Source organism: Terrihabitans soli (assembly GCF_014191545.1).
Taxonomy (GTDB): domain Bacteria; phylum Pseudomonadota; class Alphaproteobacteria; order Rhizobiales; family Methylopilaceae; genus Flaviflagellibacter; species Flaviflagellibacter soli.
In genome coordinates, this window is the sequence record NZ_AP023361.1 from 981175 (window position 1) to 1002591 (window position 21417).

The 21417-nt window shown below is 64.2% G+C and carries 15 protein-coding genes; 8 read left to right on the forward strand and 7 right to left on the reverse strand.

Features of this window, described 5'->3' with window-relative positions; genetic code table 11:
- Positions 1-5: 5 nt before the first annotated feature.
- The 4 genes from IZ6_RS05130 to IZ6_RS05145 are packed head-to-tail and all read right to left on the reverse strand — an operon-like array spanning position 6 to position 5140.
- Positions 6-623 carry an aminomethyltransferase family protein gene (locus IZ6_RS05130; protein WP_222876925.1) on the reverse strand — a complete coding sequence of 206 codons (618 nt, stop codon included), beginning with the start codon at positions 621-623 and terminating at the stop codon, positions 6-8.
- Positions 616-3633 carry a 2Fe-2S iron-sulfur cluster-binding protein gene (locus IZ6_RS05135; protein WP_222876926.1) on the reverse strand — a complete coding sequence of 1006 codons (3018 nt, stop codon included), beginning with the start codon at positions 3631-3633 and terminating at the stop codon, positions 616-618. The genes IZ6_RS05130 and IZ6_RS05135 overlap by 8 nt, the downstream gene beginning before the upstream one ends.
- On the reverse strand, positions 3630-3875 hold the full coding sequence (locus IZ6_RS05140; protein ID WP_222876927.1) for a sarcosine oxidase subunit delta: 246 nt from the start codon (positions 3873-3875) through the stop codon (positions 3630-3632). Before IZ6_RS05140 ends, IZ6_RS05135 begins: the two co-directional genes overlap by 4 nt.
- A gap of 2 nt (positions 3876-3877) precedes the next feature.
- Positions 3878-5140 (reverse strand): sarcosine oxidase subunit beta family protein, encoded by a 1263-nt coding sequence (locus IZ6_RS05145; protein ID WP_222876928.1) that lies wholly within the window; start codon positions 5138-5140, stop codon positions 3878-3880.
- A 121-nt stretch (positions 5141-5261) separates the two neighbouring features.
- Between IZ6_RS05145 and ccmI the strand changes: the two genes are divergently transcribed.
- From ccmI to IZ6_RS05165, 4 genes are read left to right on the forward strand one after another with little or no spacing between them, the layout of a single operon-like run.
- On the forward strand, positions 5262-6377 hold the full coding sequence (gene ccmI / locus IZ6_RS05150) for a c-type cytochrome biogenesis protein CcmI (protein WP_222876929.1): 1116 nt from the start codon (positions 5262-5264) through the stop codon (positions 6375-6377).
- Positions 6374-6814 (forward strand): cytochrome c maturation protein CcmE, encoded by a 441-nt coding sequence (ccmE, locus tag IZ6_RS05155; RefSeq protein WP_222876930.1) that lies wholly within the window; start codon positions 6374-6376, stop codon positions 6812-6814. Before ccmI ends, ccmE begins: the two co-directional genes overlap by 4 nt.
- Complete coding sequence (locus IZ6_RS05160; protein WP_222876931.1) at positions 6811-8790, forward strand: heme lyase CcmF/NrfE family subunit; 1980 nt, start codon at positions 6811-6813, stop codon at positions 8788-8790. Before ccmE ends, IZ6_RS05160 begins: the two co-directional genes overlap by 4 nt.
- A 4-nt stretch (positions 8791-8794) precedes the next feature.
- Positions 8795-9238, forward strand: coding sequence for a cytochrome c-type biogenesis protein (locus IZ6_RS05165; RefSeq protein WP_420825572.1), 444 nt, complete (start codon positions 8795-8797; stop codon positions 9236-9238).
- Here IZ6_RS05165 and IZ6_RS05170 read toward each other — a convergent pair.
- Complete coding sequence (locus tag IZ6_RS05170; RefSeq protein WP_222876932.1) at positions 9235-9393, reverse strand: hypothetical protein; 159 nt, start codon at positions 9391-9393, stop codon at positions 9235-9237. The genes IZ6_RS05165 and IZ6_RS05170 overlap by 4 nt on opposite strands.
- Positions 9394-9655: 262 nt before the next feature.
- Between IZ6_RS05170 and IZ6_RS05175 the strand changes: the two genes are divergently transcribed.
- The 4 genes from IZ6_RS05175 to IZ6_RS05190 all read left to right on the forward strand — a co-directional run bounded on the left by IZ6_RS05175 (position 9656) and on the right by IZ6_RS05190 (position 16274).
- The gene (locus tag IZ6_RS05175) at positions 9656-11239 is read left to right on the forward strand and encodes a Do family serine endopeptidase (protein ID WP_225874008.1); all 1584 of its coding nucleotides are present in this window, start codon (positions 9656-9658) and stop codon (positions 11237-11239) included.
- Positions 11240-11312: 73 nt separating this feature from the next.
- A complete protein-coding gene (locus IZ6_RS05180) occupies positions 11313-12008 on the forward strand; it encodes a response regulator transcription factor (RefSeq protein ID WP_420825573.1) in 696 nt (231 codons plus the stop codon).
- Positions 11992-13380 carry a sensor histidine kinase gene (locus tag IZ6_RS05185; protein ID WP_222876935.1) on the forward strand — a complete coding sequence of 463 codons (1389 nt, stop codon included), beginning with the start codon at positions 11992-11994 and terminating at the stop codon, positions 13378-13380. Before IZ6_RS05180 ends, IZ6_RS05185 begins: the two co-directional genes overlap by 17 nt.
- Positions 13377-16274 (forward strand): bifunctional [glutamine synthetase] adenylyltransferase/[glutamine synthetase]-adenylyl-L-tyrosine phosphorylase, encoded by a 2898-nt coding sequence (locus IZ6_RS05190; protein WP_222876936.1) that lies wholly within the window; start codon positions 13377-13379, stop codon positions 16272-16274. The genes IZ6_RS05185 and IZ6_RS05190 overlap by 4 nt, the downstream gene beginning before the upstream one ends.
- Here IZ6_RS05190 and IZ6_RS05195 read toward each other — a convergent pair.
- Positions 16271-18562 (reverse strand): PAS domain-containing sensor histidine kinase, encoded by a 2292-nt coding sequence (locus tag IZ6_RS05195; protein ID WP_222876937.1) that lies wholly within the window; start codon positions 18560-18562, stop codon positions 16271-16273. The two genes, IZ6_RS05190 and IZ6_RS05195, sit on opposite strands and share 4 nt — an antisense overlap.
- A gap of 201 nt (positions 18563-18763) precedes the next feature.
- Complete coding sequence (gene pepN / locus IZ6_RS05200) at positions 18764-21400, reverse strand: aminopeptidase N (RefSeq protein ID WP_222876938.1); 2637 nt, start codon at positions 21398-21400, stop codon at positions 18764-18766.
- Positions 21401-21417: the final 17 nt, after the last annotated feature.

The following is a 21417-nucleotide window of genomic DNA, read 5'->3' on the forward strand; positions in this document are numbered from 1 at the left end:
CTGGATTAAACCGGCGGGGGTTTCGCCGGCTCAAACAACGCAAGACGCCCCGGCGTCCGCGCGGCTTCCGTCAGCGCGCGGGCGACATGCTCCGCAAGCGAGCGCGGCGCCATCACGAGCCAGGAATTGGCGGGTTCGGTTTCGCGCAGCACAAGACATTTGACGCCGGCAAGCGATGTGCCGCGGGCGGTGTGCGTATCGACAGCGCTGAGATCGACGGGACAGCACCGCATGAGGATGTCCGGCGCGCCGCCGCCGATGACGCGGAAGCAGGCAAAGCCGCCGGTGAGGTCCGAGAGGATCGAGGTTTCGACGTCCTCGCGGAAGGCCGCAAGAAGCGATGCGATCCGCTCGCGCGGCAGGAAGAGACGCCAGCGCCAGGGGCCAACCCAAACGGCGCGGAGATCCTTCTTCTCCACGACTTCCCATGGGTTCGACGGCAGTTTGACGCCGGCGATCTTTCCGGCGCGGCGGGCCAGATAGGTGTCGCGCGCCTCCAATGCGATCTCGATGACGCCCGGATCTTCGATGATCGCAACAGCGGTGTCGTCGCGCGTTGCCAGCGAACGCGGCGCCGACAGCGTATCGGTCCATCTGAGTTCGGGCATCGCCTCGTCACTCATCGGCATCGTCTCCGGCTGCGGGGATCTCCGTCAGCGACAGAAAATCGGGCGCGGCGATATGGGCGATATGTCCATCGCCGGACATCAGCACATAGACCGACTGGCCGAGATGCTGCTCGCCGGCGCTGACGAGAGCCAGCGCAATCGAGCGGCGCAAGGTCGGGGAATAGCCGGACGAGGTGATGTGCCCGACGACGCGGCGCGGCGGCGGCTCTTCCGGATCGAGAATGAGATGGGTGCCCGGCGGCGGTACGAGCGCCCTGTCGTCCATCAGGATGCCGACAAGATGGCGGCGATTGCCGAGCGTCAAAGCAGGACGCTCAAGCCCCGTGCGGCCGACATAGAAATCCTTGCGCGAGGAGACGAGTGAGCCGAGGCCGAGATCGAAGGGCGTCACCGTGCCGTCCGTCTCGCGGTCGAGATCGAACGCGCCGGCCTCAAGGCGAAGGCGGTGCATCGCTTCGCCGCCGAAGCGCGTGACACCGAGATCCTGTCCGGCATTGAGGAGATAAGTCCACAGGGCCGGTGCATAACCGGAGGCGACCGAGAGCTCGACTTCGGACCCGGCGGTGTAGCGGCTGGCGAGTGCGCGAGCGGGCGTTCCGAAAATCTCGCCTTCTGCGAAGCTGTCGACGGTGAATTGCGAAATGTCGATATCGCCGGGAATGCGCGACAGAAGCTCCGGGACGCGCGGGCCGGCGAGCAAAATCTGCGCCCAGCGCTCGGTCTCGTACATGAAGCGCACGTCGAGATCGTCGAAGACCTGCTGTTTCCAGCGCTCGAACCACGCGAGCAGGGGCGCTGCCTGTGTGATGCCGGTCGCTACCAGGAAGCGGTCTTCGGAGATGCGGGCGACGACGCCGTCTTCCATGACGAAGCCGGCGTCGTTGAGGAATAGCGCGTAGCGCGAGGTGCCCGCGGCCATGTCGCCGAGATCGGTTGCGCTGAGATGTTCGAGGAAATCGAGCGCGTCGCGGCCGAAGACTTCGATCTTGGCGCCGGCGCTCGCATCGAACAGACCGATGCCGCTCCTGACGGCGCGCACTTCGCGCCGCACCGCGGCCTCGCGCGCTTCGCCCGGCTGCGGGAAGGCTGCGGGAAGCGTCCATTGGCCGGCAGGCTCCATGATCGCGTCCTTGAACAAGGGCGTCAGCGGCGTCGCGCGTGTCGGGCGGAACAGCGGCCCGCGGCGCGCGCCGGCGATCGCGCCGAAGGAGACGGGCGAGAAAGGCGGCCGGAAGGTCGTGTGTTCGGCATCGGCGGGATTTGTCCGTGCGAGTTTCGGCAGGATTGCTGCTGCAGCGGCAAAGACGCTCTTGCCCTGATCGACGCCGAGCGTCATGCCGGTATAGCGCTTGACGAGTTCGGGCGAGCCATAGCCTTCGCGCGCCGCGATCTCCATATCGCCGACCGTCACATCGGTCTGCTGATCGATGAAACTGCGCAGCCGCTCTTTCGGCGTCGAGATATCAGGCAGGGCGCCGACGGCTTCGGACGGATCGTCCTGCGTGATGTCCACGCTTTCGAGGCGGCGCGGCGAGAAGTCGTCGAGACCGCGCACATGCGCATCGGCGGCTGCGCCCGCGCGGTAGCCGTCGTCTACCGCGGCTCCAAGATCGAAATGCCCATTGGCGCCGCCGGCGACGAAAAGGCCCGCCGGCAATTCGTCGGGCATGAAGCAGCCGCGCTCGGTATTGAAGACAAGGCGCGCGCCGAGATGTCCGGCAAGATTGGGCATCGGCGCCCAGCCGCCGGAAATCAGGAGCGTATCGCAATTCACTTCGTTGCGGAGCGCCGGGCCATCGACCGTGAGGCGGTTGGCGAAGGTGACGGCTGAGAGGCGGCGGCCGCGCGCCCGCGTCGATACGGGCGCCGAGCCGACCGAGATCGAGCGGCCCTGCGATTTGGTGATGTGGAAGAGCGGCGAGTCCGGCAGGAGGCGCAGATCGACAATACGCGTGATATTGGCGCCGGCGGCGTCGAGATCGGCGGCGGTGCGATAGCCTTCATCGCCGGTCGTTGCGATGACGATGCGTTTGCCGGGAACAATCGCATAGCGGCGCAGATAAAGCCGCGCCGATGTTGCGAGCATGATGCCCGGCCGGTCGTTCTCCGGGAAGATCAGCGGCTTTTCATGCGCGCCGGTCGCCAGGACGATCGATTTGGCGCGCAGCTTCCACACGCGCTGGCGCGGCACATTGCCGGCTTCCGGTCCCGCTGTTGCGGGATCGAGTGTTTCGACGAGCATTGCCAGGCCGTGATCGTAAAGGCCGACAGCCTCGGTGCGCGTCAGGATATGAACATTGCCGGACGCGGCGAGGGCGCCGACTTTCTTCTTCGTCCAGTCGAGCACCGACCAGCCGTCGAGACGCCCGTCATAGGCATCGACAATGCCGCCGAGGCGCGAGGACGTTTCGGCCAGAATGACCTTAAGCCCTTCAGCGGAGGCCGCTTCCGCCGCGGCGATGCCGGCAATGCCGCCGCCGATGACGAGGACATCGGCAAAGGCATGAACATGCTCGTACCGGTCAGTATCGACGGCGTCCGGCACGCGGCCGAGACCGCCGAGGCGGCGAATGCGGCTCTCATAGAGATTCCAGGCCCGCAGCGGCCATTTGAACGTCTTGTATTGAAAGCCCGCCGGAAGCAGCGGCCGCGCCCGGTCGAGCACGCCGGCGAAATCGAAGCGCAGCGAGGGCCAGGCATTCTGGCTGCGTGCGGCAAGGCCCTGGCGCAGAGGCACTGCGACGGCGTTCTGGCTGGAGAGGCGGTGTGCGCCCTGGCCGATCTCGACAAAGGCGTTCGGCTCTTCGAGCCCGATGCCGGTGATGCCGCGCGGGCGGTGATATTTGAAGCTGCGCGCGACCGTCGACACATCATTGGCAAGAAGCGCGCTCGCCAGCGTGTCGCCGGCAAAGCCTTTCAGCCTCTTGCCGTCGAAGGTGAAGTCGAGCGGTTTCGAGCGGTCGAGAAGACGGCCGAAGCGCTGGCTTTCCGGAAGGCGGCTCATGCGCTCTCACCGGGAAAGAGTTCAGGTTCCTTGCCGCGGACCCAGGTGGCGAAAACACGCTGATTTCCGGCATGGCGCGCCATGCCGAACCAGGAGCGGCAACCGCTTTCGCAATTCCACCATTCGCGCACAATGCCGCGCACATAGCGGTCGCGCGCGCCTTCCTGTGCATACAGGCCGCCATTTGCGAATTCGGTTTCGCTGGCTCTGACGCCGCAGACAGGGCAGGTGATGAGCAGCATCGTCAGTGCGCCACGGCCGAAGCCGCGCTTTCGTCGATCATGCGGCCTTGCGCAAAGCGCTCAAGCCCGAACGGCTCGACGACATGCGCCGCCTTGCCGGAGGTGATGAGGCTGGCCGTGGCGTAGCCCGAACCCGGAATGGCCTTGAAGCCGCCGGTGCCCCAGCCGCAATTGAGGTAGAGTCCGCGCGGACCGGCGGGGCCGATGATGGGCGAGCGGTCGGGTGTGATGTCGACCGTGCCGCCCCAATGGCGCATCATGCGGACGCGCGAGAGGACCGGAAAGAGTTCGAGCAGGGATGCGACCGTGTCCTCGATGGCCGGCAGCGCGCCGCGGCGCGAATAGCCGGGATAAAGATCGGTGCCGCCGCCGATGACGAGTTCGCCCTTGTCGGACTGGCTGACATAGCCCTCGACGCTGCCGGCCATGACGACGACATCGAGAAACGGTTTCAGCGGTTCGGAGACGAGCGCCTGCAAGGTGACGGGCTCGATCGGAAGTCTGATGCCGAGCGGGGCTGTGAGCGCCGGCGTGTCGGAGGCGGCGGCAATCAGCACGGTGCTGGTCGGGATATAGCCGCGCGAGGTCTTTACCCCGACCACGCGGCCGACTTCGTGCTCGATGCTTTCCGCTTCGCAATTTTCGATGATGTCAACGCCGAGGCGCGAAGCCATGCGCGCATAGCCCCAGGCAATCGCATCATGGCGCGCAATGCCGCCCGAGGGCTGCCAAAGCGCGCCCATCAACGGGTAGCGCTTGCGCGGCCCGTCGTCGAGCTGCGGCACGATGGTGCGCACCTCGTCGGGCGGGATCATCCAGGATTTGATGCCGAAATGGCGGTTGGCGTCGGCCGTGCGTGACAGCCGGTCGACATCGCTGCGGGTATAGGCGAGATCGACAAGGCCGCGCGGCGAATAGAAGGTGTTGAAGTCGAGCTCGCCGGACAGATGTTCGAACAGAGAGTGAGAGAGCCCGTAAAGCGCCATGCTTTCGGGTCTCAGATAGTTCGAACGGATAATGGTCGTGTTGCGGGCGGTGTTGCCGCCGCCGAGCCAGCCCTTTTCCAGGACGGCCACATTGGTCACATTGTGGAGCTTGGCGAGGTAATAGGCCGTCGCCAGCCCATGGCCGCCGCCGCCGATGATCACGACATCATAGGAGGATTTCGGCTGAGCCCTCCGCCAGGCCGGCTCCCAGCCCGTATGCTGGCGCCGCGCCTCGCGCATGAGCGAGAACAGGGAATAGCGGCGAGTGGGTCGTCGCATGCTGAAGCGGGCCGGATTTAAGGTTTCTTTGAGTCGAAAATCGAGTGCGGCAGACAGTAGCCGTCTGCTCCTAAGGGTGGAAGGGGATCGCCGCAACGGACTGTGCTAGACCACGCCCGCCATGATGCTTGTGCTTGTTCTTCTGGGGATGACCGTTTCGGCCGTCCTTGCCGTGCTGATCCCCCTGTCCCGGCGCCGCGCCATAAATGAAGGCGGCGAGGCCGAGGTCTATCGCGACCAATTGGATGAGATCGAGCGCGACAAAAGCGCAGGCACGATAGGTTCGGCCGAGGCGGAAGCCGCACGCATCGAAGTTGCGCGCCGGTTGATCGCCGCCTCCGAACAACCGAAAGCGGTTCAGGATCTCGGGCGCGGAGCCCGTGCGCGCCGCCGTATCGTATCCGTTGCCGCGCTCGTTCTTCTGCCCGTCGCCGCAGGCGTTCTTTATCTCGGTCTCGGACGGCCCGATCTTCCCGATCTGCCGCTCGTCTCGCGCACGCCGGAAGACGCGGCGGGGCAGCAGCTCGCCGAACTCGTCCGTAGAGTCGAAGATGAATTGAAGAAACGGCCCGAAGACGGGCAGGGCTGGGATGTGATCGCACCCGTATATTTGCGGGTCGGCGATGTGCCGAAAGCGGCAACCGCTTTCGCCAACGCCATCCGGCTTCTGGGGTCGACGCCCGAACGCGAAGCGGGACATGGCGAGGCGCTGACCGTTCTTGCCGGAGGCAAAGTGACGCCGGAAGCCGCCGCTGCGTTCGAGCGGGCGGCGAAGCTTGACCCACATCAACCCCGTGCGCGCTTTTATCTGGCAAAACAGGCCGAGCAGGCAGGCGATCGAAAAAGGGCAGCCGACATCTACCGGGATCTTCTGAAGACCGCGCCGCCCGACGCCTCCTGGCGGGGCTCCGTTGCGCAGGCCCTGACCGAGATCGCCCTTGGCGAAGAGGGTCGGGGTCCGGCGGTGGATCCCAAGCAATTGGAAGGGGTTAGCCCAGACGAGCGGCTCGCGACGATACGCGGCATGGTCGAGGGGCTCGCCGCGCGCTTGAACAGCGCGCCAGGTGATCTCGGCGGCCAGTTGCGGCTGATCCGGGCCTGGACGCTTCTGGGCGAAAAGGACAAAGCCTTGAAGCAGGCCGAGGCCGCAAAAGCGGCCTTCGCCAATAATCCGGAGGCGCTCAACCGGATCGGCGATCTTCTTCTCGGTCTTGGATTGGAGAACACACCGGCGTGACACGCAAAGGACGGCGCCTTCTTCTGATCGGACTTGCCGGCGCGGTGCTCGCGACGGCGATGGGTCTCGTATTGACGGCGCTGAACGACACCATCGTCTTCTTTAACGCGCCGACGCAGATTATCGAACATCCGCCGACACCCGGCACGAGGCTGCGGCTTGGCGGTCTTGTCGAGAACGGCAGCGTCGCGCGGCAGGGTCCGGACGTGAAATTCTCCGTCACTGACGGCGCTAACAAAGTTCAGGTCAATTTCAAAGGGCTTCTGCCCGATCTCTTCCGCGAAGGGCAGGGCGTAATCGCCGAAGGCTCGCTCGGCGCAGACGGCGTGTTCGCGGCCGATACCGTGCTTGCCAAGCACGATGAGACCTATATGCCGAAGGAAGTCGCCGACGCCCTGAAGAAACAGGGCGTGTGGAAAGGCGGAGAGACGAAGTGACGGCGGAAGCCGGACATTACGCGCTGGTTCTGGCGCTCATCCTTGCCGCGGTGCAGGGGCTCGTGCCCTTCTGGGGCGCGCGGAAGAACGATGCTGTTCTGATGGGCGTTGCCGACGGCACCGCGCTCGGCCAGTTGATGTTCATCCTCTTTGCCTTTGTGGCGCTGACGATCGCTTATGTGACGTCGGATTTTTCACTTCTGAACGTCGTCGAGAATTCGCATTCGGCGAAGCCGCTCATCTACAAGATCACCGGCGTCTGGGGGAACCATGAAGGCTCGATGCTGCTCTGGGTTCTCATCCTCGCCATTTTCGGCGGCGCGGTTTCTCTCTTCGGCAAAAATCTGCCGGCGCGCCTGAAAGTCGATGTGCTTGCCGTGCAGGGCTGGATCGGCGCGGCGTTCCTGCTCTTCATCATCTTTGCGTCGAACCCGTTCACGCGGCTCGATCCGGCGCCGATGGAAGGGCGCGATCTCAATCCGCTGCTGCAGGATATCGGCCTCGCGATCCATCCGCCGCTGCTCTATCTCGGCTATGTCGGCTTCTCCATCGCGTTTGCCTTTGCTGTGGCGGCGCTTATCGAGGGCCGTATTGACGCCGCCTGGGCGCGCTGGGTCCGTCCCTGGACGCTCGCGGCCTGGCTGTTCCTGACGCTCGGCATCGCGATGGGCTCCTACTGGGCCTATTACGAACTCGGCTGGGGCGGCTTCTGGTTCTGGGACCCGGTCGAGAATGCGAGCTTCATGCCCTGGCTTGCGGGCACCGCGCTTTTGCATTCGGCGCTGGTGATGGAACGGCGCGAGGCGCTGAAAGTCTGGACCGTCCTGCTCGCGATCCTGACCTTCTCACTGTCGCTGCTCGGCACGTTCCTCGTCCGCTCCGGCGTTCTGACCTCGGTGCATGCCTTCGCCGTCGATCCGACGCGCGGACTTTTCATCCTCATCATTCTCGCAGGCTTTGTCGGCGGCTCACTTGCTTTGTTCGGCCTGCGGTCGGGTACGCTGAAACAGGGCGGCTTGTTTGCGCCGGTGTCGCGCGAGGGCGCCCTTGTTCTGAATAATCTTCTGCTGACGACGGCGACGGCGACGGTTCTTGTCGGCACGCTCTATCCGCTCGCGCTCGAAGCCTTCAACGGCGAGAAGATTTCGGTGGGCGCACCTTATTTCAACGCGACCTTCGGGCCGCTTTCGCTGGCGCTTCTCATCGTCGTGCCGTTCGGGCCTATGCTTGCCTGGAAACGCGGCGATCTTTTCTGGGCCATGCAGCGTCTCTACTACGCCGCAGGGGCGGCGATCCTTGCCGGCGCTGTTATCGGCTACGTTGAATATGGCGGGCCGCTGCTGGCGCCGTTTGCCGCTTCGATTGCGGTGTTCGTCATTCTCGGCGCCTTTGCCGAACTCGCCGAGCGCACGCTTCTGTTCCGTGCATCGATTGCCGAGAGTTTGCGCCGCGCCACGCATCTGCCCCGCTCGGTCTTCGGTTCGGCTTTCGCGCACTGCGGGCTTGGCCTTTGCCTTCTCGGCGTCACCGCCGCGACGGCCTGGGAGGTCGAGCGCATTCATGTGCTGAAAAGCGGAGAAGCCATCGAGATCGCCGACAAGAGTCTGGTTCTGACCGAGACCGGCGTACGCGAGGGCCAGAACTATAAGGATTTCGTCGCGCGGTTCGAAATTCGCACCGCGGGGCTTGTCGTGCAGCCGGTGCTCGAAAGCTCAAAGCGCGTGTTCGAAGTGCGGCAGATGACGACGACGGAAGCCGGGCTCGCAACCTTCGGCCTGTCGCAGCTCTATGTGTCGCTCGGTGAGCTCAACGATGACGGCTCGGTTGCCGTGCGTGCGGTGTGGAAGCCATTCGTACTGCTGATCTGGATCGGCCCTGTGCTGATGGCGTTTGGCGGCGCGTTGTCGCTGGCCGATAGGCGCTTGCGCATCGGTGCGCCGCGTCCGGCGCGCGCCAAACTCCAGCCGGCGGAGTAGGGCGGTGAAGAAACTTGCCCTCGTCCTTCTTATGCTGGCCTCGCCCGCTTTCGCCTACGATCCCGGCGGCGAACTGAAAGACGCCGCGCAGGAGGCCAGAGCGCGTGATCTCTTCCGCGAACTGCGCTGCATGGTCTGCCAGAACCAGTCGATCGACGACAGCGACGCGCCGCTGGCGAAAGATCTCAGAACGCTGGTGCGCGAACGCGTTCAGGCCGGCGACAGCAATGACGCGATCAAGGACTTCCTCGTCGCGCGTTACGGCAATTTCGTTCTGCTGAAACCGCCGCTCGCCGGCGAAACGCTGATCCTGTGGGGGACGCCGGTTGCGATTCTTCTGATCGGCGGCGGGATCGCGCTTCTTGCGCTGCGCCGCCGCCGGGCGGTGGAATCAGCTGCGCCGCTGTCGGCGGACGAGCGGCGCAAACTCGACGAACTGGCGGGCTAGTTCTTCTTCACCGTCGCAACGACGGTCATGCCCTGCGGTTGCTCCGGCCCCATGACCATTCCGGCGACAGCCGAAGCCGAGACGAGAACGAACAGAATCCCTGCATTGATCAGGATGTTGAAATTCCTCGGCCTGCCCTCGACGCGATCGCTCATGAAACCCTCCGTCTTGCGGTTTAACTCGCAAGGCTTCGGTTGGTTCTGTCATCGGCACGCATGGCAAGCCTGCGTTCCCGGCATTTAACGCACCGGATGGCGCTTTTTCTCCCGCGGCAACCGTATGAAAAACAATGGCTTTTCCAACCTTACGCCGAATTAATCTTGGCGACATGGAGCCGTAAGGCGAGATTCCCCATCTCTGTTCCCGAAAGCGGGGAAGACCCCGCGTGATTTAGCCACCAAGAGGGACATGATTATCATGCAGCCGGAAACCCCCGTCCGTCCGCTCAAGAACCGCAAGAAAGTTCTGCTCGCTTCCGCCGTCGCGCTTGGCCTGACCGGCGTTCTCGCGGGCGAGGCCTATTTTGCCAACACCCAGCCCGCGAACGCCCAGATCGTTCAGGCGCAGGATCTCTCCAAGAACAATCAGCTCAGCAACAACGCGCCGCGCCAGGACCAGATCGGCTTTGCCGATGTCGTCGAGACCGTGAAGCCGGCCGTCGTGTCGGTGCGCGTGAAGACCGCGACCGAAGTCTCGTCGAACGAGAACGAACTGCCGGGCATGTTCAAGGATCTGCCGGAAGGCCATCCCTTCCGCCGCTTCTTCGAAGAATACGGCATGATGCCGGACGGCGGCCGCGGCGATCGCGGCGAAAAGGGCGGCCGTAAAGGCAGCCCGCGTCAGTTCGGCCAGGCCCAGGGTTCCGGCTTCTTCATCTCGGCCGACGGTTATGTCGTGACGAACAACCATGTCGTCACCGATGCCGAAGAGGTCGAACTCGTGACCGATAGCGGCGAAACGCTGCCGGCCAAGGTCGTCGGCACCGATCCGCAGACCGATCTCGCTCTGCTGAAAGTCGACGCCAAGGAGAAATTCCCCTTCGTCAGCCTCGGCAAGGACGTGCCGCGTATCGGCGATTGGGTTGTCGCCATCGGCAATCCGTTCGGCCTCGGCGGCACGGTGACGGCCGGCATCGTTTCGGCCCGCGGCCGCGATCTCGGTTCGGGTCCGTATGACGACTTCCTGCAGATCGATGCGGCGGTGAACCGCGGCAATTCGGGCGGCCCGACCTTCAATCTGAAGGGTGAAGTTGTCGGCGTAAATACCGCCATCTACTCGCAGTCCGGCGGCAATGTCGGCATCGCCTTCGCGGTTCCGGCCAATGTCGTCGCCAATGTCGTTGATTCGCTGCGCCAGTCCGGCTCGGTGACGCGCGGCTGGCTCGGCGTCGGCATCCAGCCGGTCGAAGAGGATATGGCGGAAGCCATCGGCCTCAAGGGCACCGACGGTGCGCTCGTCTCGGAAGTCCATTCGAGCACGCCCGCGTTCAAGGCCGGCATCAAGAACCAGGATGTCATCCTGTCGCTCAACGGCCAGAAGGTCGCCGATCCGCGCGAGCTGACCCGCATGGTCGGCGCGCTGAAGCCGGGCTCGGACGCCAAGCTGAAAGTGTGGCGTGACGGCGCCGAAAAGGACGTGACTGTCGAACTCGGCAAGCGTCCGGACGATGTCGCCAAGCTCGGTCAGGGCGAGGAAAGCGCGCCGGCAGACACAGCCAAGCCGACCCCGTCGACCCTCGACGATCTCGGCCTCAAGCTCGAGCCGTCCAAGGACGGCGCCGGCGTGGCCGTGGCCGAAGTCGATAGCGACGGCGCTCTCAGCGACAAGCTGAATGTCGGCGATATCATCCTCGAGGTGAGCGGCACATCCGTCTCAAGCCCCGCGGACGTCGCCAAGGCCGTCGAGGACGTGCGCAAAAAGGGCTCGCCCCGCTTCATGACCCTCCGTGTGAAGCGCGGCGAAGGCACCCGCTATGTCGCAATCCCGGTCCAGAAGGGCTAACCCTCTCTGAACCTTCACGAAGAAAAGCGGGCGGCAAACCCCAGCCGCCCGCTTTTTCGTTTCCGGCCCAATCATGTATGAAGCTGCCATGCGTATCCTGCTCGTCGAGGACGACCGCGATGCCGCCGCCTATCTCGTAAAGGCGCTGCGGGAGGCCGGTCATGTGCCGGACCATGCCGTGGACGGCGAGGACGGCTATGCCCAGGCGGCCGCCAATTCCTATGACGTTCTCGTTGTCGACCGGATGCTGCCGAAGCTCGACGGGCTTTCCGTCATCGGGCGCCTGCGTGCCGAAGGCGTCAGAACCCCGGTTTTGATTCTTTCTGCGCTTGGACAGGTCGACGACCGCGTGGCGGGCCTGCGTGCCGGCAGCGACGATTACCTCACCAAGCCCTATGCCTTCTCCGAGCTGCTCGCGCGCATCGAAGCGCTGGGACGCCGCGGCGCGCCGAATGCGGCCGAGACCGTCTACCGCGTCGGCGATCTCGAACTCGACCGGCTTGCACATAAAGTCATGCGCGGTGCGAGCGAGATCGTGCTGCAGCCGCGCGAGTTCCGGCTGCTCGAATATCTGATGCGACATGCCGGGCAGGTCGTGACGCGGACCATGCTGCTCGAAAATGTCTGGGACTATCACTTCGATCCGCAGACCAATGTGATCGACGTCCATATTTCGCGCCTCAGATCCAAGATCGACAAAGGCTTCGACACGGCGCTGCTGCACACGGTGCGCGGCGCGGGATACATGGTCCGTGACGGCGCTCGTTAAGCTCTTCCGCACCACCGCCTTCAAACTGGCGCTCGGCCTTCTGGCGGTGTTCATTCTCGCGGCGGGCCTCGGCCTCGGCTATGTCGTCTGGCAATCGGGCCGCGCCATCCAGCAGCAGGCGGCGCATCTCGTCGATACCGAAACGACCAGCCTTCTCGAACGCTACAGCGCCGCCGGTTTCCTCGGCATGCTGTCGGCCATCGACGAGCGGGCGCGGCAGCCCGGCTCCTTCCTCTACATCGTCACCGCGCCGAACGGCCAGCCGATCACCGGCAATGTCGCGACCCTGCCGCAAAACGTTCTCGACAAACCGGGCGTGCGCGAAACCGAATATACGCGCCTTGGCGCAAACGACGGCGAGGCGACGCCCGCGCTCGTGCGGGTCGAGCGCCTACCGAACGGCTCGCGGCTTCTCGTCGGCCGCGAATTGACCGAGCGCAAACGCTTCGCCGAAATCCTTGCCTCGACGCTGCTCGGCGGTCTGGCGCTCGTCATTGTCGTCGGCCTTGGCGGCGGTCTCATCCTGGCGCGGCGCGTTCTCGTGCGCCTCGATGCGATGACCGATACCGGCCGCACCATTATGGCCGGCGATCTGTCGGGACGGCTGCCGGTCTCGGGCTCCGGTGACGAATTCGACCGCCTGGCCGATACGACAAATCAGATGCTGGAGCGCATCGGCGAGCTGATGGCGGGCCTGCGCCAAGTGACGGACGATGTGGCGCACGATCTGAAAACGCCGCTCACGCGCCTTCGCAACCGTGCGGAAGAAGCGTTGCGCACCGCCAAGACCGATGAGGATTACCGCTCGACGCTCGACGGGGTGATCGCGGAATCCGACGATCTCATCCGCATCTTCAACACCATGCTGCTGATCGCCCGTGCCGAATCGGGCGCGGCGCGCGAAAGCATGTCGGCGCTCGATGCCACCGAACTCGTGGAAAGCATGGCCGAACTCTACGAACCCTCCGCTGAAGAAGCGGGCCTTGCGCTGAAAGTGAAGGCGCAGCCGGGACTGACGGTGCACGGCAATCGCGAACTGATCGGCCAGGCACTAGCAAACCTCATCGACAATGCCGTGAAATACGGCAGCGCCGCCGATCAGAAGGGCGAGATCGAAGTGTCGGTCGAGGGCCTCGGTGAGCGCGTGCGCTTTACCGTCGCCGATCGCGGGCAGGGCATTGCCGCGGATGACAGGGGCAAGGTGCTTGAGCGTTTCGTCCGGCTCGAGGAAAGCCGCACGCAGCCGGGCTCAGGTCTTGGCCTCAGCCTTGCGAATGCCATTGCGCGCCTGCATGGCGGCACGCTCGAACTTGCCGATAACAAACCGGGCCTTCGCGTCGTGCTCGACCTGCCGCGCGAGGCCTCGCTGTGACGCTTCTTGCCGACATCAAGACGGGCCCTGTTGCGACCGGCGATGGGCAGAAGAAGCTTGCGGATTTTCTCGGCGGGCAGGGCGAGCTCGCGTCACTGGTGAAGACCAATTCCGTCGCCGGAGAGCTTTTTGCCGGCATTGCCGAAGGCTCGGGCTTTCTCTGGCAGCTTCTGACCTCCGATCCGGTGCGCGCCGCAAACCTTTTGAATGAGGCGCCGGAAGCGGCGCGCGACCGCATTCTCGGTGCGGTGCGCAGCGAGCACGCCACGGACGAAACCGAGCTGATGCGAAAGCTCCGCAAGGCCAAGCAGGAAATGGCGCTGCTGACAGCGCTTGCCGATCTCGGCGGCGTCTGGGATGTGCCGCATGTCACGCAGGCATTGTCCAATCTTGCCGACGCCGCGCTTTCGGCCTCACTGCGTTTTCTGCTCGGCGCGGAAATTACCAGCGGCAAATACAAAGGGGATGCGAGCGACCCGGAAAAGGGCTCAGGCCTCATCGTGCTCGCGATGGGCAAGCACGGCGCGCGCGAGCTGAACTATTCCTCCGATATCGATCTCATCGTTTTCTACGAGCCGATGATCTCGCCTGTCGCCGAAGGCGTCGAGGCAACGCCGTTCTTCGTGCGCCTTGTGCAGCGGTTGACCAAGATCATGCAGGAGCGGACGGGCGGCGGTTATGTCTTCCGCACCGATCTGCGGCTTCGGCCCGATCCCGGCTCGACGCAGGTCGCGATCACGACGGCGGCCGCGCTGTCTTATTACGAGAGCGTCGGCCAGAACTGGGAACGCGCCGCGATGCTGAAAGCGCGGCCCTGCGCCGGAGACATTCCGGCCGGGGAGGCGTTTCTGAAAGAGCTGACGCCCTTCATCTGGCGCAAGCATCTCGATTACGCCGCCATTGCCGACATTCATGCGATGAAGCGGCAGATCCATGCGCATCGCGGCCATGGCACGATTGCGATCGAAGGTCACAACATCAAGCTTGGCCGCGGCGGCATCCGCGAGGTCGAATTCTTCGTCCAGACCCAGCAACTCGTCGCGGGCGGCCGTAATCCCGCGTTGCGCGTGCGCGGCACGGAAGAGGCGCTCGCCGCCCTGAACAAACAGGGCTGGATCGACCAGGCGGCGGAGAACGATCTCGTCATTGCCTATCGCTTCCTGCGCGGCATCGAACACCGGCTGCAGATGGTCGCCGACGAGCAGACCCATTCGCTGCCGCTCGACCCGGCCGCAATGGAGCGTTTTGCGCATTTTGCCGGATACGAGACACGCGACGACCTTGCCGCGGCGCTGCAGAGAACGCTTGAGCGCGTGCAATCGCATTATGTGCATCTCTTCGAAGACGCGCCGGCGCTCGATGTTTCTGCCGGAAGCCTTGTCTTCACCGGGGATGAGGACGACCCGGAGACGCTCGCGACCCTGCGCAATCTCGGCTTTGCCGATCCGGTGCAGGCGTCCGCGCTGATCCGCGGCTGGCATCACGGCCGCGTGCCGGCGACGCGCTCGGCGCGGGCGCGTGAATTGCTCACAGAGCTTGTACCGGCGCTTCTTGCCGCTGTCGGCAAGACGAGCGATCCGAACTATGCGCTTCTCGTGTTCGACCGCGTGCTGGGCCGTCTTCCGGCGGGCGTCGAATTCTTTGCGATCCTGCGTTCCAATCCCGATTTCCTCGGCCTTCTGGCCGATGCGCTCGGCACCGCGCCGCATCTGGCCGGGACCGTTGCGCGGCGTCCGCATGTCCTCGACAGCGTCTTCGAGCCGGCCTTCTTCTCGCGCCTGCCGACGGATGAAGAGCTCGAACAGCGGCTCGAACACACGCTGAGCGAGGCGACCGATTACGAAGACCTTCTGAACCGCGCCCGCATTTTCGGACAGGAACAGCGCGTTCTCATCGGCATGCGGGTTCTGTCGGGCATGGTCGGCGCCGACCGGGCGGGCGATGCGTTCGCACGGCTCGCCGATATTCTGCTGCGCCGTCTGCATGGCGTCGTCGAAGATGAGCTTGCCAAGACGCATGGCCGGATGCCCGGCGGCAATTCGACCGTGATGGCGATGGGCAAGCTCGGCGGCCGCGAAATGACCGCCGCCTCCGATCTCGATCTCATCCTGATCTACGAACACCCTGAGGGCGATCTTCAGTCCGACGGCGAAAGGCCGCTGGCGCCCAGCCAGTATTATGCGCGCCTGACGCAGCGGCTCGTTGCGGCGCTGTCAGCCCCGACGAGCGAAGGCACGCTCTACGAAGTCGATCTGCGTCTCCGGCCCTCCGGACGCGCCGGTCCACTGGCAACGCGCCTCGCGGCGTTTGTCACCTATCAGGCCGCAGAAGCCTGGACCTGGGAGCATATGGCGCTGACGCGCGGCCGCGCCGTCTCCGGCAGCGATGATTTCCGCGCAATCGTCGAAACGGAGATCGTCCGGGTTCTGACGCAAAAATCCGATCGCACCAAGATCGCGACGGATGTGCGCGAGATGCGCACAAAGCTTGCGACGGAGAAGGGCGAGACGAACCCCTGGGACATCAAATTCGCCAAAGGCGGGCTCGTCGATCTCGAATTCCTCGCCCAGTTCCTGCAGCTCGTGCACGCGCATGAGCATAAGGACCTTTTGAACACCTCGACCTTCAATGTTCTGGAATCCGCGTTGCGTCTGAGCCTCATCGGCACCGAGGATTGGGAGGTGCTGCGCGGCGCAACGCAGCTGCAGCACAATCTGACGCAGATTTTGCGGCTGTGCCTGTCGGGACCGTTCGAGCCGGAAAAAGCCGGCGGGGGGGTGAAGGCGCTTCTGGCGCGTGCCGGCAATGCCCCGGACTTCGCCTCGCTCGATGCCGATCTGAGGCGCGTTCAGAACGAGGTTCGCGCGATCTTCGAGCGTCTGGTCTCGGCCTAGGCGGCTTTCTCGCCGGCTTCCACTTCCTGCAGCGGCAGGCGGACAAGAACGACCGTACCGATGCCGACGGACGAGCGGATGCGCATCGTCCCGTCATGCATCTCGACAAGCGAGCGCGCGATGGCGAGGCCGAGGCCCGAGCCTTTGTGCGTCTTGGTGAACTGGTTCTCGACCTGTTCGAACGGCCGTCCGAGTTTGGCGAGCGCCTCTTTCGGAATGCCGATGCCGGTATCCTCGACATAGATATTCACGCCGCCGCCGACCTGGCGCAGACGCACCGCAACGCGCCCGCCGGGCGGGGTGAATTTGACCGCGTTGGAGACGAGGTTGAGGAGGATCTGCTTGATGGCTCTCCGGTCGGCGCGGGCGATGAGGCCGGTCGCAGCTTCGGCGCGGAGCGCGAGGCCCTTTTCCTCGGAAAGGGGCGTGATGACGCGCAGCGCTTCGAGCACCGTCGCATCGAGATCGACTTCTTCGATCCGCAGCGGATGATGGCCGCTTTCGATGCGCGACATTTCGAGGATGTCGTTGATGACGTCGAGGAGATATTGGCCGCTATCGCCGATATCGCGGCAATATTCTTCGTATTTCGCCGAGCCGAGCGGGCCGAAAGCGCCCGAGGTCATGATTTCCGAGAAGCCGATAATGGCGTTGAGCGGCGTTCTGAGCTCATGGCTCATATTGGCAAGGAATTCCGATTTTGCCGTATTGGCCTTCTCGGCCTCGGCTTTCTGCTCGGCATATTTTTCGGCGAGATCGTGCAGCTGCTGGGCCTGCACTTCGGCAGCCTGGCGCGATTTGAAGAGTTCGTTGGCGCGCGTCGTCAGGCGCTTTTCGCTGTCGAGCAGTTTTTCTTCGTGCTTTTTCAGCGAGGTGATGTCGGTGCCGACCGACACGAAGCCGCCATCCTTGGTGCGGCGTTCGTTGATGTGCAGCCAGCGGCCATCCTCGATCTGCGCCTCATAGGTGCGGGCGCCTTCCTCGGGCCGGCCTTCCGGCTTGATCTGGGTGCGCACGACCGGGGCGCGGCCCGTCGCGATGACATGCTCATAAGGCGTGCCGGGGCGCACCGCCTGATCAGGCAGCTGATAGAGTTGCTGGAACTTCGAATTGCAAAGGACGAGGCGGCTGTCGGCGTCCCAGAGGACGAAGGCTTCCGAGATCGTCTCGACGGCATCGCGCAGGCGAAGATCGGCGGTGGCGCTGCGCTCCGCCAGTTTACGCTCCTCAGTAACGTTGACGCAGATGCCGACGACGCGCGGCGCTTCATTGGCGGCGCGGACGACTTCAGCGCGGGCGCGCATCCAGATCCAGCCGCCGCGCGAATGGCGCACACGGAAGGCGCGGTCGATGACGTTTGTCTCGCCGCGCAGAAGCTCGTCGGCGAGTTCGTAAAGGTCGATATCGCCGGGATGGACGACCGACTGAAACTTGCCGAAGGGGATGAGATCGTCCTGCGGCTCCATGCCGAGAAGCTCGAACATCGAACGCGACCAGAAGACCCGGCCGCGCACGAGATCCCAATCGAAGAGGCCGGAGCGACCGCGCGTCAGCGCGGTGTCGACCCGGCGCTGGACAAGTTCGTTGATGAGATCGGCCCGGCGGGCGCGGGCGGCCTGCCACTGGAAGGCCATGCCGAACACGGCAAGCACCGCGCCGATGCCGATGAGAAAGAGCGAGATGATCTGCGCATCGCGCCGCCAGCCGGCCAGAGCATGGTCGACCGGCTGCAGAAGGGCGATCTGGCCGAAGGGCGCGGGGAGGGTGCGGACGGTGGCAAGAACCGTCTCGCCGCCCGGCACCGTCACCGTCATCACGCCGGCGCGTTCGCCGAACGTCGTCAGCGCATCGCCTGCGCCCAGCGCGGCATTGAGATCGCCGCCCATGGCGCCGACGCCGGTGCCCGCCGCCGCAAGGATGCGGCCCGACGGATCGGAAATCAGAAAGCCGCGCCCGAAAGCCGATGCCTCGGCCGGCGCGGAGCGGATGAAGTCGATGGCGATGGTCTGCGCATCGGGACCGAGGGATGCACCCCGCGACAGATCCTGCGCCATCAGAGCGGCGAGATGGCCGAGACTCTCGGACATGCCGGCGAGGCTGCGCTCGCGCATATCGAGGACCTGGACGACAAGGCCCGCGCAGATCGCGCCGAGGAAGAGTGTGATGGCAGAGAGCGCCAGCCAGCGGCGCGTGGATTCGGAAAGAGCGAATCGGCGGTTGCGGCTTTTCGACAGGGCAACCTGTCCAACAGAATTCGACCGTACGGACGCCGCGCCGGACCGCATCATGGATTCCCCTCGTGCCCCCTGCGCTTCAGCATTTATGCTTAACGCAAGATGATTGGAATCGTTTGCCACAGATTTGTCTAGCGCACTTTCGAGTATGGTTAACGAAAACTTAAAACATGAGTCGTGTGAATCCCTTGGCCTGTGCGCAGGGAAAATTTTTGCACGCCGCAAACATCAGATTCGTCAGCTGATTCTCTTCATTCACGCGAGCGCGCGGATGACAAGGTCGGATACGTCCGGAGACAGCTTGTCCGTTGCGGCAATGCGCTTCAGCGCGAACTCCGCACGGCCGCGGCGTCCGGGCTCGAGCGCCCGCCAGGAGCGGAACGCGCCGAGGAGACGGGCCGCGACCTGCGGGTTTTTCGGATCGAGATCGATGACGATATCGGCGAGGAAATCGAATCCCGCACCGTCCGCACGGTTGAACTGGGTCGGGTTCGAGGCGGCGAAGGCGCCGATCAGCGCGCGCACGCGGTTCGGATTGGCCATCGAGAACGCCTCATGCTTCATCAGCCTCCGGACGCGATCGAGCGTTCCGGCCTCCGGAATGACGGCCTGCAGCGACAGCCATTTGTCGAGGACGAGCGCATCGCCTTTATGGCGTTTGTAGAAGTCGGCGAAGGCCTGATCGCGTTCGGGACGATCGATGCCCGACAGCACGGCGAGGCCCGACATGCGGTCTGTCATGTTGTTGGCGGCCGAATAATGCGCGAAGGCCAGCATGGCCGAGGCATCGTCCTGTTCGGCGCAGATGAGATCGAGCGCCGTTGCGCGCAAAGCTCTGCGGCCGGCGGCGCGGGCATCCGGCGAATAGGGGCCGTCATTGACGAGGCCTCTGTAGAGATCGGCGAGCGCGCCGCGGACAAAGCGCGCCAATGCGCGCTTCAGCCCGATGCGGGCCGCGTAGATTGCATCCGGATCGACATCATTGCCGATCTCTCGGGCGATATCCGTCTCGCTCGGCAGTGCCAGAAGCTGCGCCAGAAGCGCCGGATCGATTTCGGGATCGGCGATGGCCGATGCAAAGGCTTCGGCGAGGCGCGGATCGTTCAGCGGCCTGTTGCCGCCGCGCACCGCATGCACCGAGCGGATGAGAACGCGCAGCGCCGCCGTCTGCAGCGCCTGCCAGCGATTGAAAGGATCGGAGTCATAACGCGCGAGGAAGAAGAGATCGTTCTCGGTGAGATCGGTGGTCAGTTTCACCGGCGCCGAGAAGGTGCGGTTGATCGACAGAACCGGGCGCGAATTCAGGCCGCGGAAAGCAAAGCTGTGCTCGGCCTTGTTGAGAACGATAAGACCGCTTTCGGCATTGTCGCCGCCGATCGGCAGATCCTCGCCGTCCATGCCGAGAAGGCCGAACGCGAGCGGGATGACCATGGGCTTCTTGATGTCCTGGCCCGGCGTTTTCGGAACGGTCTGCAGAAGATTGAGCGTGTAGGTGCCGGTGTCTTCGTCCCACGAACTCGTCGCGGCGACTTCCGGCGTGCCGGCCTGCGAATACCAGAGTAGAAATTGCGAGAGGTCGGTCGCCGAGGCATCGGCAAAGCAGGCGATGAATTCTTCGATCGTCGCCGCGCGCCCGTCATGGCGGCTGAAATAGAATTCCATGCCGAGGCGGAAGGCATCGCGCCCGATCAGCGCCTGCAGCATGCGGATGACTTCGGCACCCTTCTCGTAGACGGTCGCCGTGTAGAAATTGTTGATCTCGCGATAGGTGTCGGGCCGCACCGGATGGGCAAAGGGGCCCGCATCTTCCACGAACTGAATGGCGCGCAAACCGCGCACATCGGAAATGCGCTCGACCGGACGCGAGCGCATATCGGCGGTGAATTCCTGATCGCGGAAGACGGTCAAACCTTCCTTCAGGCAGAGCTGGAACCAGTCGCGGCAGGTAATGCGGTTGCCGGTCCAGTTGTGGAAATATTCGTGGGCGATGACGGCTTCGATGCCGGCATAATCGCCGTCGGTTGCAGTATCGCCGCTGGCCAGGACGTATTTATCGTTGAAGACATTGAGGCCCTTGTTCTCCATCGCCCCCATATTGAAATCGGAGACGGCGACGATATTGAACACCTGAAGATCGTATTCGCGGCCGAACACGTCCTCGTCCCATTTCATCGAGCGTTTCAGCGCATCCATGGCGTAAGAAGCGCGATCTTCCTTGCCGTGCTCGACATATATCGCAAGCCCGACATGGCGGCCGGACACCGTGACGAAACTGTCGCGCACGACGCCGAGATCGCCGCCGACCAGCGCAAACAGATAACAGGGCTTGGGCCAGGGATCGTCCCAGACCGCGTAATGACGCCCGTTCGGCAGAAGGCCGGCTTCGACCGGATTGCCGTTGGACAGCAGAACCGGCGCTTCTTTCCGCCCGGCCTCGATACGCACGCGATAAGTCGACAGCACGTCGGGCCGGTCGATAAAATAGGTGATGCGGCGGAAGCCTTCCGCCTCGCACTGCGTGCAATAGGCAGCGCCCGAACGGTACAGCCCCATCAGCTTGGTGTTCTTTGCCGGATCGAGCTTTGTGGTGATCTTCAGCGAGAAAGCGCGCTTGGGCGGCATATGGATGCGCAGCGCCTGGGGCGTTTCGACATAGGCCTCGGGCGTCAGCTCATCATTGTCGAGGAGGGGCGGACCTGCGAGCGTGATCTCGTCGCCGTCGAGGACGAGCGGCACATTGGAACGGCCTTCGGGATTTGGGCGGATTTCGAGAACCGAGGTGACGAGCGTCTTGTCGCCGTCGAGGACGACATCCAGATCCACCTGATCGATCAGGTAGTCCGGGGGGCGATATTCGGACAGACGGACGGAACGGGGTTCTTCGGACCGCATGAGGTCTCCTGGCAGGT